Below are 15,962 nucleotides of genomic sequence, written 5' to 3'. Positions count from 1 at the left end.
CGACCACGTGGCCCGCCGTATGCTCGCGCCATGTCTGACGTTCTTGAGCTGGTCGAGGCCCGGTTGCGGACAACCCTGGGCGAGCCGGACGCGCGCGCCGCCGTCACCTTTCTCGGCACCGACCGTATCGAGGTCCTCCGCTTCGTGGACAACGGGGTGGTCCGTTACGCCACGCTGGGGATGTCCGCGCAGCCGATGGCCGACCCCACGGCCGTGCTGGCCGATCCGCTGCGCGGTCCGCGCGCCGAACTCGTGCTGTCGGTACGGGGCGGCCGCGCCGACACCGACAAGGTGCTCCGGCCGCTCGCCGTGCTCGCCGCTTCCCCGCAGGTCGAGGGGGTGGTCGTGGCGCCCGGCGCCTCGCTGGACGTGGGTGAACCGCTGTGGCCCGGCTCGGCGTTCACCTCGGTGCTGGTCGCCTCGCCCGGTGGTCTGGTCGAGGACCTGGAGCTGGACGAGCCGATGGAGCCGGTCCGTTTTCTGCCGCTGCTGCCGATGACGCCCAACGAGGCGGCCTGGAAGCGGGTGCACGGCGCCGAGGCCCTGGAGAAGCGCTGGCTGGAGCACGGCACGGATCTGCGCGACCCGCTGCGCACCGGCGTTCCGCTCGACTGACCCGCAGGACGCCGGACGGCGACGCGCCCCGCCGGTCCTCTCTCCGAGGGCCGACGGGGCGTCAGTGTTCCTACGGGGCCGCGGCGTGGTGTGCCTCACCCGGCGAGGGCGGTGACCCCGTCCTCCTCCGTCGTCTGCCGCGGCGCCCGCTCCCCGGCCTCGGTGGTCAGCGCGCGGCGGCGGACGGCGACGATGCCGGCGCCGGTCACCGCCGCGACGGCCGCGACCACGAAGGGGACGTGGACATCGGTCCACTCCTCGATCCTGGGCGCGAGGAACGGCGCGGCCGCCGCCGCGAACCAGCGCACGAAGTTGTAACCGGCGCTCGCCACCGGACGTGGCACGTCCGAGACGCCCAGCGCCAGTTCCGTGAAGACGGTGTTGTTCAGGCCGATGAGGGCGCCGGACAGAACGGTGCAGACGACGGCGGTGGTGTGATGGCCGTAACCCAGCACGACCAGATCGGCGGCGAGCAGCAGCAGCGAGGCGCACAGCACCTTCAGCGAGCCGAAGCGGCGCTGGAGCCGGGGCGCCACGATCACCGAGAACACCGCGAGCAGCACACCCCAGGCGAAGAAGACACCGCCCGACTTGTAGGGCGACATGTTCAGCACGAACGGGGTGAAGGCCAGCACCGTGAAGAACGCGTAGTTGTAGAAGAACGCGGAGACGGCGGTGGTGGCCAGCCCGCCGTGGCCGAGCGCCCTGACCGGGGCGAGCAGCGAGGTCCTGGCGGCCGGCTTCGGCTGCTCCTGGAGGAAGACCGTGATGGCGACGAACCCGACGGCCATCAGGACGGCGGTGCCGAAGAACGGGTAGCGCCACTTCATGTCGCCGAGGGCCGCGCCCAGCAGCGGGCCGCAGGCCATCCCGAGCCCCAGCGCGGACTCGTACAGCAGGATCGCCGCGCTGCTCCCGCCGGCCGCCGCGCCCACGATGACCGCCAACGCCGTCGAGACGAACAGGGCGTTGCCCAGGCCCCAGCCCGCCCGGAACCCGACCAGTTCGCCGACCGACCCCGACATGCCGGAGAGCGCCGCGAACACCACCACCAGCGCCAGCCCGGCCAGCAGCGTCCTGCGGCCGCCGATCCGGCTGGAGACGAAGCCGGTGACCAGCATCGCGACGGCGGTGATCAGGAAGTACGAGGTGAAGAGGAGCGAGACCTGGCTGTTGGTGGCGTGCAGTCCGCGGGCGATCGACGGGAGGATCGGGTCGACGAGGCCGATGCCCATGAAGGCCACGACCGAGGCGCCCGCCGTGGCCCATACGGCCATCGGCTGGCGGAGCAGGGAGGTGCCGCCCTCCTCGAACGGATCGTCCGCGCCGCCGTGGCCGCCGCTCTTCGTGCCGCTCATGCTGCCGTTCCCCTTCCGTTGCCGGTTGCGTATCCCTGGTCCGTGGCGGCGCCGGTACCGCCGCCGAGATCGTTGACGTTTACACACAATAAGTTAGGCAACCTAAAGAATGCAAGCTGCAACTAGTTTTTCGGCGGGACGCGTGGAGTGCGGGAAGGCGTCAATTGGGCGGCGGCGCAAGTGATTCGGGGCGCACCGGTCGGGTGATCGTCCTTGACGCGGCGGCGGGGCTGGAGGACCGTTGGTCCTTATGAGGGGCGAACCCAGTTGCCCGAAGTGCGGAGGCCGGGTGAGGGCGCCCGGTCTCTTCTCCGACACCTGGCAGTGCGCCCTGCACGGCACCGTGCATCCGCTCCAGCCGGTCGTCCCGCCGAGCGTCGAGGCGCTCGGCGTCGTCGTGCACCGCGCGCAGGTGCCCGTATGGATGCCCTGGCCGCTGCCGGTCGGCTGGCTGTTCACCGGGGTGGCCTGCGCGGGCGACGAGCGCAGCGGCGGCCGGGCGACCGCGGTGGCCTGTACCGGCCCCGGTCCGCTCGGCGGCCCCGGCGAACTGCTGCTGATCGCCGAGGAACTGGGCGTCGGACTCGGCGCGCGCTACGCCGGTATCGACGGCCCGGACCCCGGCGCCCATATCGACGTCGGCAAGCATCCGCGCGCCAAGGTGCTCGCCGCCGGCCGCCCGACCCCGCTGTGGCACCTGGAGGACGCGCCCCCGGACCGCGCGGTCTTCGCGGGCGAGGCGCGCGGGCTGTGGCTCTGGGCGATCGCCTGGCCCGAGGCGTCGGGGCTGCTGATGTACGACGAGCTGGTGCTGACCGATCTGCGGGAGGCCGGCGCCGAGGTGGACCTGCTGCCGTGCGGCGCGCTCTCGCCGCGGATCCTGGGCTGATCCGCGGGCGGCCGGTGCCGGGCCCGGCGGGGACGGGCGGTATCCGGCCGCCCGGTATCCTTCTGGGGTCCCCTTACGCTGTACTCACCTCGGTGTGCGCCCGGGGCCCGTCCGCTGTCCGATCCGCAAGAGTCTGGAGTCCGCGTCGTGCGTATCGATCTGCACACCCACTCCACGGCCTCGGACGGTACGGACACCCCCGCCGAGCTGGTGCGCAACGCCGCGGCCGCCGGTCTGGACGTCGTCGCGCTGACCGACCACGACACCGTCGGCGGCCACGCCGAGGCGCGGGCGGCGCTGCCCGCCGGACTGACGCTGGTCACCGGCGCCGAACTCTCCTGCCGGATCGGCGGGGTGAGCCTCCATGTGCTCGCCTACCTCTTCGACCCCGAGGAGCCGGAGCTCGCCCGCGAGCGGGAGCTGGTGCGCGACGACCGGGTGCCGCGGGCCCAGGGCATGGTCGCCAAGCTGCGGGACCTCGGTGTGCCCCTCACCTGGGAGCAGGTCGCCCGGATCGCCGGGGACGGCGCCGTGGGACGGCCGCACATCGCCACCGCCCTGGTCGACCTGGGCGTGGTCCCCACCGTCTCCGACGCGTTCTCCACCGAGTGGCTGGCCAACGACGGCCGGGCGTACGTGCAGAAGCACGAGCTCGATCCGTTCGACGCGATCCGGCTGGTCAAGGCGGCCGGCGGGGTCACCGTCTTCGCGCATCCGCTGGCCGTCAAGCGCGGCAGCTGCGTACCGGAGAGCGTGATCGCCGAACTCGCCGCGGCCGGCCTCGACGGCATCGAGGCCGACCACATGGACCACGACGCCCCGACCCGCGCCCGGCTGCGCGCCATGGCCGCCGACCTCGGCCTGCTGGCCACCGGCTCCAGTGACTACCACGGCAGCCGCAAGACCTGCCGCCTCGGCGAATACACCACCGACCCCGAGATCTACGGCGAGATCGTGCGCCGTGCGACCGGCGCCTTCCCCGTACCCGGCACCGGCGGCTGAGCCCGCCGCGGCCGACTGCCGCACCACGCGCGCCGGTTCGCCGGACCGTCGCCCCACCGGGTGCCGTTCCCGTCCGGGCGCGGTGCGCACCGCGCGCAGTCCCCTCGCCCCTCTCCTTACGGGCCCGCGCCCGCCGCGCCGGTCCGTGGCTCGTCCTGTACCACCTCTCGCAAGGCCTTCACCGTGTTCGACATCGCCGTCTTCAGTACGCTCTTCGTCACCCTCTTCGTGATCATGGACCCGCCGGGCATCACCCCGATCTTCCTGGCCCTCACCTCCGGCCGCCCGGCCAAGGTGCAGCGCCGGATGGCCTGGCAGGCGGCCGCCGTCGCCTTCGGCGTCATCGCCCTCTTCGGCCTCTTCGGCCGGCAGATCCTGGGGCGGCTGCACATCTCCACGCCCGCGCTGATGATCGCGGGCGGTCTGCTGCTCCTGCTGGTCGCGCTGGACCTGCTGACCGGGAAGTCGGAGGAGCCGACCCAGACCAAGGACGTCAATGTGGCGCTGGTGCCGCTGGGGATGCCGCTGCTGGCCGGGCCCGGCGCGATCGTGTCGGTGATCCTCGCGGTGCAGCACGCACACGGAGTGGCCGCGCAGATCTCCGTCTGGGCGGCGATCGCGGCGATCCATGTGGTGCTGTATCTGGTGATGCGGTTCTCGCTGGTGATCATCCGCGTGATCAAGGACGGGGGAGTGGTCCTGGTCACGCGGCTGGCGGGCATGATGCTCTCCGCGCTCGCCGTGCAGCAGATCATCAACGGCGTGCTGCAGGTGATCCAGTCGGCGTCCTGACGCCGGCACCCTGCCCCGGAACGCCCGGCGCCCCCGTACGGACTGTGCGTACGGGGGCGCTCGTGGGCGGCGGCCGGTCGCGGCCGGCCGCCGGAATCATCGCGTCATCGGGCGGCGGAATCGGAAACTAACGGACGGCGGTGTCGGCCGGGCGGATATAGATGCGCTGGCCCGTCGAGGCGGCCTGCTGCACGATCCGGTTGACGGAGGCGGCGTCCACGACGGTGCTGTCCACGGCGGTGCCGTCGACATCGTCCAGGCGCATGATCTCGAAGCGCAACGGCTTCTCCCTTCGTCTGATCCTCCTGCGGAGAACTCTTGGGCAGGGAGTGCCCGGCGTCGCTGCCGGGCGCTCCGTACTGGTAGAACACCCTGCCCGGAGGAATCATTCCCTACGCTAAAGAAAAATTTCGACGGTCTAAGTACGTCTGGCCGAGAACGGTTGTGCCCGCAGAGTGACCGCCCGGACAATGGGTCCGGTATGAATGACGTCCAGCCCACGGGCCCCACCGACCTCAGCGCGCTCGCCGTCGGCATCGAGCGCACCAATGAGCTGCTCACCCGGGTACTCGCCGAGGTCGCCACCACCCCGTCCACCCACGCCGCCTTCGTGGACGCGGGATATGTCTACGCCGCGGCCGGCCGGCTGGTCGCCGGCACGGAGGACCGCAAGGCCTTCGACCTGGACGCGGAAGGGCTTATCGAGGCATTCATCGACAAGGCGCGGATGATCTTCCCGGACAGCCGGCTGCTGCGCGTCTACTGGTACGACGGCGCCCGCCGCCGGATCCACACCCAGGAGCAGCAGCGGATCGCCGAGCTGCCCGACGTCAAGGTCCGGCTCGGCAACCTCAACGCCAACAACCAGCAGAAGGGCGTCGACTCCCTGATCCGCTCCGACCTGGAGTCGCTGGCCCGGCACCGCGCGATCAGCGACGCGGTGCTGATCGGCGGCGACGAGGACCTGGTCTCCGCGGTGGAGGCGGCCCAGGGCTACGGCGCCCGGGTGCACCTGTGGGGCATCGAGGCCGCCGGCGGCCGCAACCAGGCCGAGCCGCTGCTGTGGGAGGTCGACAGTGCGCGCACCTTCGACCTGGAGTTCTGCAAGCCGTACGTCACCCGGCGGGCCGGTGCCGAATACGCCGAGCAGACGGCGGGCGAGGGCCCGGCGCCCAGCCGCGAGGACGTCCGCTTCGTCGGCGCACAGGTCGCCGCCCAGTGGCTGTCGGAGCGCGGCCGCGAGTGGATGGCCGGGCTGCTCCCCGGTCATCCCTATCTGCCCGGCGCCGTCGACCAGGAGCTGCTGACCGCGTCGGAGGCCCTGCTGCGGCACTCCCTGCGCGGCCACGCCGATCTGCGCCGGGTGCTGCGCGACGGCTTCTGGGATCACGTCCAGGCGCAGTACTAGGGGGCCAGGGACGGGGCCGGACCCCGACGGAGTCCGGCCCCCAGGGGGCGGCCCGGGATCAGGCCCGTGCCAGCAGCTCCGCGAGGCGGTCGAAGAAGCCCGACCAGCCCGCCTCCGCCTGGCGGTACTGCTCGGAGGTGAGATTGCCGCCGATCTGGCGGAAGGCCATCTCCGTACGGTTCCCGGCCTCGGTCAGGGTGACCCGGACGATCTCGCCCTCGATGCCGTCCGGCGCGGACGCGTCCTTGAGCGTGAACTCCAGCCGCTCCGGAGGCGCCACCTCACGGTAGACACCCGAGAACGGCAGTTCGCCGCCGTCCGGGGTCTGCATCACCAGGCTCCAGATGCCGCCCGGCCGGGGGTCCATCGTCATCCGCTCGACCGGCACCGCCAGCTCCCCGCCGAACCAGTACCCGAAGTGCTCGGGCCGCGTCCACGCCTCGAAGACCAGCTCACGGCGGGCGTCGAAGGTCCGGGTGAGCGCGATGCCGTGCGGGCCGTCTTCGAAGCCGGCCCGGGGATTCGCCGGATTCTCGGTCATGGGGGAGCCCTTCGTACGAAGCCGGTGCGGACCGGGCGCCGGTGCCGGCCCGCCTGTGTCGATGCTCGCCGAACCGCCGGGCGCTGTCCTGGCGACACCGCCCGCTCGGCCCACCCGGCGCGGCGCTCAGCCCACCCCGCTCCAGAACCCGGCCAGTGCCTCGGCCGTCTTCTCCGGACGCTCGGCGTTGGGGGAGTGCTCGGCGCCCTCGATGACGGTGCGCCGGGCGGACAGCCGCCGGGCCATCTCGTCCATCCAGGCCACCGGCCAGGCGTAGTCGACGGCGCCGGAGACGACATGGGTGGCCAGCCCCGTACGGGCCAGCTCCGCCACCCGGTCGGGCTCCGTCAGCATCTGCCGGCCGGTCGCGATCAGCTGCTCGGGCACGGTGTTCAGCCAACGGCGGTGCAGAAACGCGCCGATCTCCGGCGGCGTCGCGGCGTCCGCCGCCTCCGGCGGATCGAGTTCGCGCATCGCCCGCCAGACGCTCTCCATGTCGAGGGCGCCGAGCGCCTCGATCAGCATCCGCACCCGGGCCTGCTGGGACGCCGCGATGGCGGCGGGCCCGGAGCTGAGCACGGTGAGCGAACGGAACGGGGCCGCGTCCAGCAGCACGGCGGCCCGGGTGATCAGCCCGCCCAGGGAGTGCCCCAGCAGATGGACCGGCCCACCGTCCGGCTCCTGCAGGGCCCGCGCCTGCGCCAGCACATCGAGCGCCAACTCCCTTTGCGCGTACGCCTGTTCCTCGCGCGGTCCCGGGGACTCGTGCTGGCCGCGGCCGTCCACCGCGACCGCCCGGAACCCGGCCGCGACGAGCGGCGCCAGCAAGGCGACGAAGTCCTCCTTGCTGCCGGTGAATCCGGGCACCAACAGGGCGGTCCCGATCGGCGCGGCCTCGGGCCGGGCGTCCTGCACGGCGAACGAGCCGCGCTCGGTGTCGAGTCGGTACGCACGGGCGCACGGGGGCAGTGTGAGGGTGGGCGGCCTGCTCATGAGCCGAGGTTATCCGGGCCGGCGGGCAAAACGGGGCCGGGACGCCGACGACCCGGCGCCCGCGCGGTGCGGGGCCGGGTCGTCTGTGCCGGGTCGGTCCGGCGCGGACCGGGACGGTCAGCTCTCGGAAGCCGCCTCGGCCACCGGGGCCTTGGCGCGGCTGCGGCGGCGCACCGGCTTGGCCTCGCCGCCTTCCGCCGCCTCGGCGGCCTTGGCGGCAGCCGTCTTCCGGGTCCGCTTCGGCTTGGCCGGGGCGTCCTCGGCGACGGGCGCCTCCGCCGTGGCCTTCGCGGCCGCGGCCTTCCGGGTGCGCTTGGGCTTGGCCGGTGCGGCCTCGGTGCCTTCAGCGGTGTCGACCGCGGCCTCGGCGGCCTTGGCGGCAGCCGTCTTCCGCGTCCGCTTGGGCTTGGCCGGTGCGGCGTCGGTGGCCTCGGCGGTGTCGACCGCGGCCTCGGCGGCCTTGGCGGCGGCCGACTTCCGGGTGCGCTTGGGCTTGGCCGGTGCCGCCACGGCGCCGTCAGCGGCCTCGGTCACGGTCTCCGTCACCACGGCCGGTGCCGTCTCCGCGGCGGCCTTCGCGGCGCTGCGGCTACGGCGGCGCGGCTTGGCCGGCGCCTCGACGGGCTCCGTCACGGCCTCGGCCTCGGCCGCGGCGCGCTCCGCCGCGATCGCCCGCGCGGCGACCTCGACGGTCTGGAAGCTCGTGGTGTCCACCGGGCGGGCGACGCGGGCACGGCGGCGCGGCGCGGCGGGTGCGGCCGGCGCCTCGGCCACGACGGTGGTCGGCTTGGTCACCTCGGCGGCCTGGGTGGCCACCGGGGCCTTGGTCGCCACGGCGGCGGCCTTGGTCGCCACGGCGGCGGCCTCGGGCACCTCGGTGGTGGCCTCGGCGGCCGGCGCCGTCACGGCACCGGACTGGCCCGAGCGGGTACGCCGGCGCCGGCGCGGCTGCCGCGGCCCGGCGGTCTCCGCGCTCTGCGTGTCCTGCGCGCTCCCGGCGGCGGCGGGCGACCCGGTGGTCTGCGCCGTGGCACCGGCCGGGCCGTCCAGCGCGGAGCCACCGCGGGTACGGCGGCGCTGGCGCGGCGTACGGGTACGCGCGGGGCGCGACTCCTCGGTGGCCGGGCCCCGGCGGGAACCGCGGCCCCGGCCGCCGGTCTCGCCCAGGTCCTCGACCTCTTCCGCGGCCAGCCCGGCCCGGGTGCGCTCGGCGCGCGGCAGCACGCCCTTGGTGCCCTCGGGGATGTTGAGCTGCGCGTACAGGTGCGGCGAGGTGGAGTAGGTCTCCTCCGGCTCGTCGAACGGCAGGTCCAGCGCCTTGTTGATCAGCTTCCAGCGCGGGATGTCGTCCCAGTCGACGAGGGTGACCGCGGTGCCCTTGGCGCCCGCCCGGCCCGTACGGCCGATGCGGTGCAGGTAGGTCTTCTCGTCCTCGGGCGACTGGTAGTTGACGACATGGGTCACGCCCTCGACGTCGATACCGCGGGCGGCGACGTCGGTGCAGACCAGGACGTCGACCTTGCCGTTGCGGAAGGCGCGCAGCGCCTGCTCACGGGCGCCCTGGCCGAGGTCGCCGTGCACCGCGCCGGACGCGAAACCGCGCCGGGAGAGCTGGTCGGCGATGTCGGCGGCGGTCCGCTTCGTCCGGCAGAACAGCATCGCCAGGCCCCGGCCCTCGGCCTGCAGTATGCGCGCGACCAGCTCCGGCTTGTCCATGGAGTGCGCGCGGAAGACGTGCTGGGTGATGTTGGCGACCGTCGCGCCCTCGTCGTCCGGCGCGGTGGCGCGGATGTGCGTGGGCTGCGACATGTAACGGCGGGCCAGCGAGATGACCTGGCCGGGCATGGTCGCGGAGAACAGCATGGTCTGCCGCTTGACCGGCAGCAGCTGGATGATCTTCTCGACGTCGGGCAGGAAGCCCAGGTCGAGCATCTCGTCGGCCTCGTCCAGCACGAGGGTGCGCACCTGCGAGAGGTCGAGCTTCTTCTGGCCCGCGAGGTCCAGCAGCCGGCCGGGCGTGCCGACGATCACGTCGACGCCCTTCTTCAGCGCCTCGACCTGCGGCTCGTACGCCCGGCCGCCGTAAATGGCCAGCACCCGGACATTGCGCACCTTGCCGGCGGTGAGCAGGTCATTGGTGACCTGCTGGCACAGCTCGCGGGTGGGCACGACCACGAGGGCCTGCGGCGCCTCGGTCAGCTGCTCGGGCCGGGAGCGGCCCGCCTCGACGTCCGCGGGGACCGTGACGCGCTCGATGAGCGGCAGGCCGAAGCCCAGGGTCTTGCCCGTGCCGGTCTTGGCCTGGCCGATGACGTCGCTGCCGGAGAGGGCGACGGGGAGCGTCAGCTCCTGGATGGGAAAGGGGGAGATGATGCCGACGGCTTCCAGCGCCTCGGCCGTCTCGGGGAAAATCCCGAGGTCTCGGAACGTAGACAGAATCTTGCCTCTTCTGTGAGACGCGGCGTGAGGCGGCGAAGGGGGTCGTACCGCACCTTCGTACGGAGTTCGTACGGGCCGGCCGGAAGGGGCCGGTGGGGCGGGACCACTGCCAACGCTCAGGCACTCCAGCCGCGAGCGGTGTCCCTCTTGCCGTGCGCAGATCTGCTGCGCGCCGCAAAGAGAGGGCGGTCGGTTTGGAGCCGATCGGGCCACCGACCGGGCATCCGCTTCGTGGAACGACCCACCGATACTCGGCAGGTCCAATACCACTCTACCCCGGATAGGGCGCACCTATCCGAAGGCTTGTATGAGTGAGGAATACATCACGCCCGGTCCGGGGCCCGGCCGCCGCCTACGACCGTCGTTCGTACGAGGGAACGGCAGTGGCTGACCAGGGCCTTCCCCGAGCCGCCGAGCGGGCTATTGTGCCGGTCATGGGAACGCCTGACAACGCCGCTGCTGACGCACAAGAACACACCGGGATCGCCGCCCAGGACTGGGCGCAGGCATCCACCGACCCGCAGTACCGGGCCGCCGTGATCGATCTGCTCGGCGCGCTCGCCTACGGCGAGCTGTCCGCCTTCGAGCGCCTGGCGGAGGACGCCAAGCTCGCCCCGACGATGGACGACAAGGCCGAACTGGCCAAGATGGCCTCGGCCGAGTTCCACCACTTCGAGCGGCTGCGGGAGCGGCTCGCGCAGATCGAGGCGGAGCCGAACGAGGCGATGGAGCCGTTCGCCGCCGCCCTGGACGAGTTCCACCGGCAGACCGCGCCGTCGGACTGGCTGGAAGGCCTGGTCAAGGCCTATGTCGGCGACTCGATCGCCAGTGACTTCTACCGCGAGGTCGCGGCCCGGCTGGACTCCGACACCCGGGACCTCGTGCTGGCCGTGCTGGACGACACCGGGCACGCGTCGTTCGCCGTGGAGAAGGTGCGCGCGGCCATCGAGGCCGAGCCGCGGGTCGGCGGGCGACTGGCGCTGTGGGCGCGCCGGCTGATGGGCGAGGCGCTCTCGCAGGCGCAGCGGGTGGTCGCGGACCGCGACGCGCTCTCCACGATGCTGGTGGGCGGGGTCGCCGACGGCTTCGACCTGGCGGAGGTGGGCCGGATGTTCTCGCGGATCACCGAGGCGCACACCAAGCGGATGGCGGCGCTGGGGCTCGCGGCCTGACCTCTCCGGCGGGGTGCCGGGCGGTTCAGGCCGTCCGGTGCCCCTTCAGCGCCGCGGCCGGCCGCCGAAGGCGCCGGTGCGGCGGGCGCAGCAGGACCGACAGCAGCGCCGCCCCCACGGCGACCGAGGCGACCATCACCTGCACGGGATACCCGGGGCCGAGGATCGCGCGGGTCAGCACCGCGCCGAGCAGCGCCGCGACCGGGCCGGTCGCGAGCGTGAGGCTGCGCGAGGGGAATCGGTCGGGCAGCCATCGCGTCGCGGACAGGGCGATGGCAAAGCCGATGAGCAGGGCACCGAGCGCTTCCCAGATCATGCTGTTCCCTCCCGCGTGCTGCACGCCGATCGGACGAACTGGCCGGTCACAGGCGGTCGTACCCAAGGGGTACCGGCAGCAACCCTCGTCGCGCAGGTCCGCTGCCTGATCAGCCCATCCGGACCGACTCGAACGGCCTGATCTGCGCAAACGCGCGGACCGCGCCGGAATCGGGCGCCCGACGATACCGGGAACGACGCGGAAGGGCGGCGGCCCGGAGAGGACATCCTCCGGGCCGCCGCCCTTGTCGCTTCGCGGGGCACCACAGCGGGCGCCCGCTGATCAGAGCGCGCCGAACCCGACCTTGCGGGCGGTCGGCTCGCCGATCTCCACATAGGCCAGCCGGTCCGAGGGGACCAGAATCTTGCGACCGTGGTCGTCCACCAGGCTCAGCAGCTGAGACTTGCCGCCCAGCGCGTCGGACACGGCGCTCTCGACCTCTTCGGCAGACTGCCCGCTCTCCAGAATGATCTCGCGGGGCGCGTGCTGCACGCCGATCTTGACCTCCACGGCTTTTGTCCCTCCGACGGTCTGGGGGTCCCCAGCCTCAGCTGGGGGAGGATGCGCGGCCATCCGCGCCGTACGCAGCACACATTAGCCCGGTACGGGGATGCACAGGACGCCATGGGCCACGCCCGCAGCGAACAGGGTCAGTGCGTGTCGCCGCCCTGGAGGGGGAAGCCGGCGATGCCCTTCCAGGCGAGCGACGTCAGCAGCTGCACCGCGGTGTCCCGCGGGACCTTGCTCTCCGAGGACAGCCAGTAGCGCGCCACCACCTGGGACACCCCGCCCAGGCCCACGGCCAGCAGCATCGACTCGTCCTGCGACAGCCCGGTGTCCTCGGCGATCACCGCGCTTATGGCCTCGGCGCACTGCAGCGACACCTTGTCCACCCGCTCGCGGACCGCCGGGTCGTTGGTGAGGTCCGACTCGAACACCAGCCGGAAGGCGCCGCCCGGGTCCTCCACGTACGCGAAGTAGGCGTCCATCGTCGCCGCGACCCGCTGCTTGTTGTCGGTCGTCGACTCCAGCGCGGTGCGCACCGACTGGAGCAGGGCCTCGCAGTGCTGGTCGAGCAGGGCGAGGTAGAGCTCCAGCTTGCCCGGGAAGTGCTGGTAGAGCACCGGCTTGCTGACGCCCGCCCGCTCGGCGATGTCGTCCATCGCGGCCGCGTGGTAGCCCTGCGCGACAAAGACTTCCTGCGCGGCGCCCAGAAGCTGGTTGCGCCGTGCTCGGCGTGGCAGGCGTGTGCCCCGCGGGCGCGCCGCCTCGGTCTGCTCGATGGCGCTCACGCTGCCTCCCAGAAGTAGTTCCGTTCGCGGCCCGTACAAGATGGTGCACCGCGCCCGCCATCGTACTTTTGGGTAACCCGGCTGTGCGCGGTCCGGGCCGAGAATTTATGCCCGGCCCGGGTGTTCGAAGCCGACATAACGCCCCAGGTCATCGGTATTCGTCTTCGTTGAGCTCCACCACGCGGGCCTGTTCGGCGCGGTCCGCCTCGTTCGCGGAGTCCGGGTCGGCGCCGCCCGGCCGCTCGTCGCGGTGCGGGGTCACGTCGGCGTACTGCTCCACCGCGTCCGCTTCGGGGGCTTCGACATCGAACTCGGTGGCGTCGCTCTCGTCCTCGAAAGTATCCGGGTCAGTCGGGTCGACGCGCATGGTGGCTCCCTTTCTCGCGTGCTCGCTTCGTCGGCTGGTGCCAGGCATGGCAGCAGGGGCCGGGGGCGGCTGCCCCCGACTACGAGCGTAGGAGAGTGGCCGCGGCAGCGCGATGCGGTGTGTGACCGCGGACACACGATCGGGGGCGTGATCGTCTCGTAACATCGACGCATGTCTTCGACCGAGTCGCCGGACACCGCGACCGCCGCCCTCCCGGTGCCCCCGGCCGGCTCCGGCCGGCCCGGCGCGGCGGAGACGGTGCGCACCGTGACCCTGCCGGGCCTGACGCTGACCATACGGGCCCCGGCCGGACCGCCCGCGGCGGAGCACGGCGACGGCAGAGGCCCCGGTGACGGGCGGGACCGCGAACCCGCGCTCTGCGTCCACGGTCTCGGCGGCTCCTCGCAGAACTGGTCGGACCTGATGCCGCTGCTCGCCGACCGGCTGGACGCCGAGGCGGTCGACCTGCCCGGCTTCGGGCTGTCCCCGCCCCCGGACGACGGCAACTACTCCGTCTCCGCGCAGGCCCGCGCGGTCATCCGCCATCTCGACGCGGCCGGGCGCGGCCCCGTCCACCTCATCGGCAACTCCATGGGCGGCGCGGCCGCCACCCGCGTCGCCGCGGTGCGCCCCGACCTCGTGCGCACCCTCACCCTGATCTCCCCGGCGCTGCCCGAACTGCGCCCGCAGCTCACGGCGGTGCCCACCGCGCTGCTCGCCGTACCCGGTATCGCCGGGCTGTTCGGCCGGCTCACCCATGACTGGACGCCCGAGCGCCGCACCCGCGAGGTGCTGGCGCTCTGTTACGGCGACCCCGGACGGGTCAGCCCGGAAGGGTTCAACGCCGCGGTCGACGAATACGCGCGACGGCTCGAACTCCCTTATTTCTGGGAGGTGATGGAGCGCTCCGCGCGCGGCCTGGTGAACGCCTACACGCTCGGCGGACAACATAATTTGTGGCGTCAGGCAGAGCGAGTGCTCGCCCCCACCCTTCTCGTCTACGGTGGGCGCGACCGCCTGGTCTCCTACCGGATGGCGCGGCGGGCGGCCGCGGCGTTCCGCGGTTCGCGACTGCTGACGCTGCCGGAGGCGGGGCATGTGGCGATGATGGAGTACCCGGAGGCAGTGGCGCGGGCGGTCCGCGACCTGCTCGACAGTGACGTGACCGATGTGACCGCTGATGCGGGCAGGAGCTGACACACCCCGTGGGACGCCATAGCCGCCGAGGCAGGCCGGAAACCGCAACGGACACCCCGGAGACCGCCGGTCCGCCCGGCAGCAATGCCCCGGGCGACGCCCCCGGGCCGGGCTCGGGCCGCCGCAGACGCGAGCCGTTCGAGGGCGACGTGGCGCGCGGCGGGCATCCCGAACAGCGTGAGCCGGGCGGCGGCTGGGGCGAGTTCCCCGGCACGCCGGCCTCCCCGGCGACGCCCGGCCGGGGCACGCCCCGCATTCCCCGCCCGCGCGCCGAGATGCCCGCCGGACCGCGGGTCACCGCACCGGGCAGCGGACCGGGGCCGCGGCGCGAGTACGTCGAGGCCTTCGACGCCGGGACGTACGGCGCGGCCGGCCCGGGCGACCCGGACGACGACGTGTTCCTGGCCGGCGCGCCCCGGAGGACGGCCGCGGCACCCCGACCGTACGGCCCCGGCGCGAACGGCGCGGCCCCCGGCGGCCGTTCCACCGGCCGGTCGGTCGTCTTCGACCGTGAAGAGACCGGCGCTCCGGCCCGGACGGCGGAATCCGGCGCGGACGGCGCGGGACCGGAAGGCCCCGGGGGCGAGGACGCGTACGAGGGCCATGACGCGGACGCCGAGGACCTGCGGTACGGCGCCAGGAAGGGCGGCATGGGCCGGACGTTCACCGGCGCGGCGGCCGCGGCGGTGACCACCGTGCTCGCCGTGGTCATCGCGGGCCAGGTCGCCGAACAGCACGACAAGGGCGGCGAACCGCAACTGCGCAGCGGGAGCGACCGTACCGACGGGACCGACGACGAGGCCTCCCGGTCGCACTCCAGGCCCACTCCGGACGCCAAGCCCGCCAGTTACGACGAGAAGATGAACCAGGTCTTCCCGCTGGACGCCCAGCTGGCCGCCACCGGGAAGTTCAAGCCGGTCGGCGGGGACGCCAAGGCGCCCGGCCGGGGCAAGGTGCTGCGCTACCGCGTCGACATGGAAGAGGGGCTGCCGCTGGACGGCGGGTTGTTCGCCGAGGCGGTGCACAAGACCCTCAACGACAGCCGGAGCTGGGCGCACGGCGGGAAGATGACCTTCCAGCGGGTGGCGTCCGGCGACGCCGATTTCGTGATCACGCTGGCGAGCCCGGCGACCACCGCCACGTGGTGCGCCAAGTCCAACCTCGACACCAGCGAGGACAACGTCTCCTGTGACTCCGCGGCGACCGAGCGGGTCATGATCAATGCCTACCGGTGGGCCCAGGGCGCCCGGACCTACGGCCAGGACAAGATGCACGCCTACCGGCAGATGCTGATCAACCACGAGGTCGGCCACCGGCTCGGGCACAACCACGAGATCTGCTCGCGCCAGGGCGCACCGGCCCCGGTGATGATGCAGCAGACCAAGTTCCTGACCACGGACGGTGTGACCTGCCGGCCCAACTCCTGGCCGTTCCCCACCCAGCGCTGAACGGGCCCGGCCCGATGCACGCATAGCGCGAAGAAACGCCCTCAGGGGTGGAAAGTTACGTGCTTTCACCCCTTCCGGTGGCGGGGTGGGACAAACTACCACGCGCCCCCCGCCCCAGTTGATAGAAGATTAC

General features: G+C 72.9%; 17 protein-coding genes. 8 read left to right on the top strand and 9 right to left on the bottom strand.

All coding sequences use genetic code 11. The features are described 5' to 3' along the window. The first annotated feature begins 30 nt into the window (after nucleotides 1-30). The gene (locus ACFW5B_RS23125; protein ID WP_386442653.1) at nucleotides 31-615 is read left to right on the top strand and encodes a suppressor of fused domain protein; all 585 of its coding nucleotides are present in this window, start codon (nucleotides 31-33) and stop codon (nucleotides 613-615) included. A 95-nt stretch (nucleotides 616-710) separates the two neighbouring features. Here the strand turns inward: ACFW5B_RS23125 and ACFW5B_RS23120 are convergent, their stop codons facing one another. Beyond that, the gene (locus ACFW5B_RS23120) at nucleotides 711-1,973 is read right to left on the bottom strand and encodes an MFS transporter (RefSeq protein WP_386442650.1); all 1,263 of its coding nucleotides are present in this window, start codon (nucleotides 1,971-1,973) and stop codon (nucleotides 711-713) included. Between the two features lie 250 nt (nucleotides 1,974-2,223). Here ACFW5B_RS23120 and ACFW5B_RS23115 point away from each other — a divergent pair, with 250 nt between their 5' ends. The 3 genes from ACFW5B_RS23115 to ACFW5B_RS23105 all read left to right on the top strand — a co-directional run bounded on the left by ACFW5B_RS23115 (nucleotide 2,224) and on the right by ACFW5B_RS23105 (nucleotide 4,656). Beyond that, nucleotides 2,224-2,862, top strand: coding sequence for a DUF6758 family protein (locus tag ACFW5B_RS23115; protein WP_386442647.1), 639 nt, complete (start codon nucleotides 2,224-2,226; stop codon nucleotides 2,860-2,862). Between the two features lie 147 nt (nucleotides 2,863-3,009). Further along, entirely contained in the window at nucleotides 3,010-3,864 is an 855-nt protein-coding gene (locus tag ACFW5B_RS23110; protein ID WP_386442644.1) for a PHP domain-containing protein, read from the top strand. A 183-nt stretch (nucleotides 3,865-4,047) separates the two neighbouring features. Further along, nucleotides 4,048-4,656 carry a MarC family protein gene (locus ACFW5B_RS23105; RefSeq protein ID WP_386442641.1) on the top strand — a complete coding sequence of 203 codons (609 nt, stop codon included), beginning with the start codon at nucleotides 4,048-4,050 and terminating at the stop codon, nucleotides 4,654-4,656. A 127-nt stretch (nucleotides 4,657-4,783) separates the two neighbouring features. On the opposite strand, the gene ACFW5B_RS23100 is transcribed toward ACFW5B_RS23105, so the two are convergent. Further along, entirely contained in the window at nucleotides 4,784-4,936 is a 153-nt protein-coding gene (locus ACFW5B_RS23100) for a hypothetical protein (RefSeq protein WP_085925097.1), read from the bottom strand. Nucleotides 4,937-5,137: 201 nt separating this feature from the next. Between ACFW5B_RS23100 and ACFW5B_RS23095 the strand changes: the two genes are divergently transcribed. Then, nucleotides 5,138-6,064, top strand: coding sequence for an NYN domain-containing protein (locus ACFW5B_RS23095; RefSeq protein ID WP_386442637.1), 927 nt, complete (start codon nucleotides 5,138-5,140; stop codon nucleotides 6,062-6,064). A 58-nt stretch (nucleotides 6,065-6,122) separates the two neighbouring features. Here ACFW5B_RS23095 and ACFW5B_RS23090 read toward each other — a convergent pair whose 3' ends face one another. The 3 genes from ACFW5B_RS23090 to ACFW5B_RS23080 form a co-directional block, all read right to left on the bottom strand. After that, nucleotides 6,123-6,605, bottom strand: coding sequence for an SRPBCC domain-containing protein (locus ACFW5B_RS23090; protein ID WP_386442634.1), 483 nt, complete (start codon nucleotides 6,603-6,605; stop codon nucleotides 6,123-6,125). Between the two features lie 126 nt (nucleotides 6,606-6,731). Then, nucleotides 6,732-7,598, bottom strand: coding sequence for an alpha/beta fold hydrolase (locus tag ACFW5B_RS23085; protein ID WP_386442631.1), 867 nt, complete (start codon nucleotides 7,596-7,598; stop codon nucleotides 6,732-6,734). A gap of 117 nt (nucleotides 7,599-7,715) precedes the next feature. Further along, entirely contained in the window at nucleotides 7,716-10,250 is a 2,535-nt protein-coding gene (locus ACFW5B_RS23080; protein ID WP_386442628.1) for a DEAD/DEAH box helicase, read from the bottom strand. Nucleotides 10,251-10,471: 221 nt separating this feature from the next. On the opposite strand from ACFW5B_RS23080, the gene ACFW5B_RS23075 reads away from it, so the two are divergent. Beyond that, nucleotides 10,472-11,209: a ferritin-like fold-containing protein gene (locus ACFW5B_RS23075; protein WP_386442625.1), complete on the top strand. Its 738-nt coding sequence runs from the start codon at nucleotides 10,472-10,474 to the stop codon at nucleotides 11,207-11,209. Nucleotides 11,210-11,234: 25 nt separating this feature from the next. Here the strand turns inward: ACFW5B_RS23075 and ACFW5B_RS23070 are convergent, their stop codons facing one another. The 4 genes from ACFW5B_RS23070 to ACFW5B_RS23055 form a co-directional block, all read right to left on the bottom strand. Next, entirely contained in the window at nucleotides 11,235-11,525 is a 291-nt protein-coding gene (locus ACFW5B_RS23070) for a hypothetical protein (RefSeq protein WP_386442623.1), read from the bottom strand. Nucleotides 11,526-11,807: 282 nt separating this feature from the next. Next, nucleotides 11,808-12,035 carry a DUF3107 domain-containing protein gene (locus ACFW5B_RS23065; RefSeq protein ID WP_386442620.1) on the bottom strand — a complete coding sequence of 76 codons (228 nt, stop codon included), beginning with the start codon at nucleotides 12,033-12,035 and terminating at the stop codon, nucleotides 11,808-11,810. A 140-nt stretch (nucleotides 12,036-12,175) separates the two neighbouring features. After that, nucleotides 12,176-12,817 carry a TetR/AcrR family transcriptional regulator gene (locus ACFW5B_RS23060; RefSeq protein ID WP_386442617.1) on the bottom strand — a complete coding sequence of 214 codons (642 nt, stop codon included), beginning with the start codon at nucleotides 12,815-12,817 and terminating at the stop codon, nucleotides 12,176-12,178. 148 nt (nucleotides 12,818-12,965) lie between these two features. Next, nucleotides 12,966-13,184, bottom strand: coding sequence for a hypothetical protein (locus ACFW5B_RS23055; protein WP_386442614.1), 219 nt, complete (start codon nucleotides 13,182-13,184; stop codon nucleotides 12,966-12,968). A 171-nt stretch (nucleotides 13,185-13,355) separates the two neighbouring features. Here ACFW5B_RS23055 and ACFW5B_RS23050 point away from each other — a divergent pair, with 171 nt between their 5' ends. After that, complete coding sequence (locus ACFW5B_RS23050) at nucleotides 13,356-14,381, top strand: alpha/beta fold hydrolase (RefSeq protein ID WP_386442611.1); 1,026 nt, start codon at nucleotides 13,356-13,358, stop codon at nucleotides 14,379-14,381. An 8-nt stretch (nucleotides 14,382-14,389) separates the two neighbouring features. Next, the gene (locus ACFW5B_RS23045) at nucleotides 14,390-15,829 is read left to right on the top strand and encodes a DUF3152 domain-containing protein (protein ID WP_386442608.1); all 1,440 of its coding nucleotides are present in this window, start codon (nucleotides 14,390-14,392) and stop codon (nucleotides 15,827-15,829) included. Nucleotides 15,830-15,962: the final 133 nt, after the last annotated feature.

The organism is Streptomyces sp. NPDC058773, from assembly GCF_042746015.1.
Classification (GTDB): Bacteria; Actinomycetota; Actinomycetes; order Streptomycetales; family Streptomycetaceae; genus Streptomyces.
Note: the sequence above shows the minus strand (reverse complement) of the source record. Positions and strands in the feature narration are given on the sequence as shown.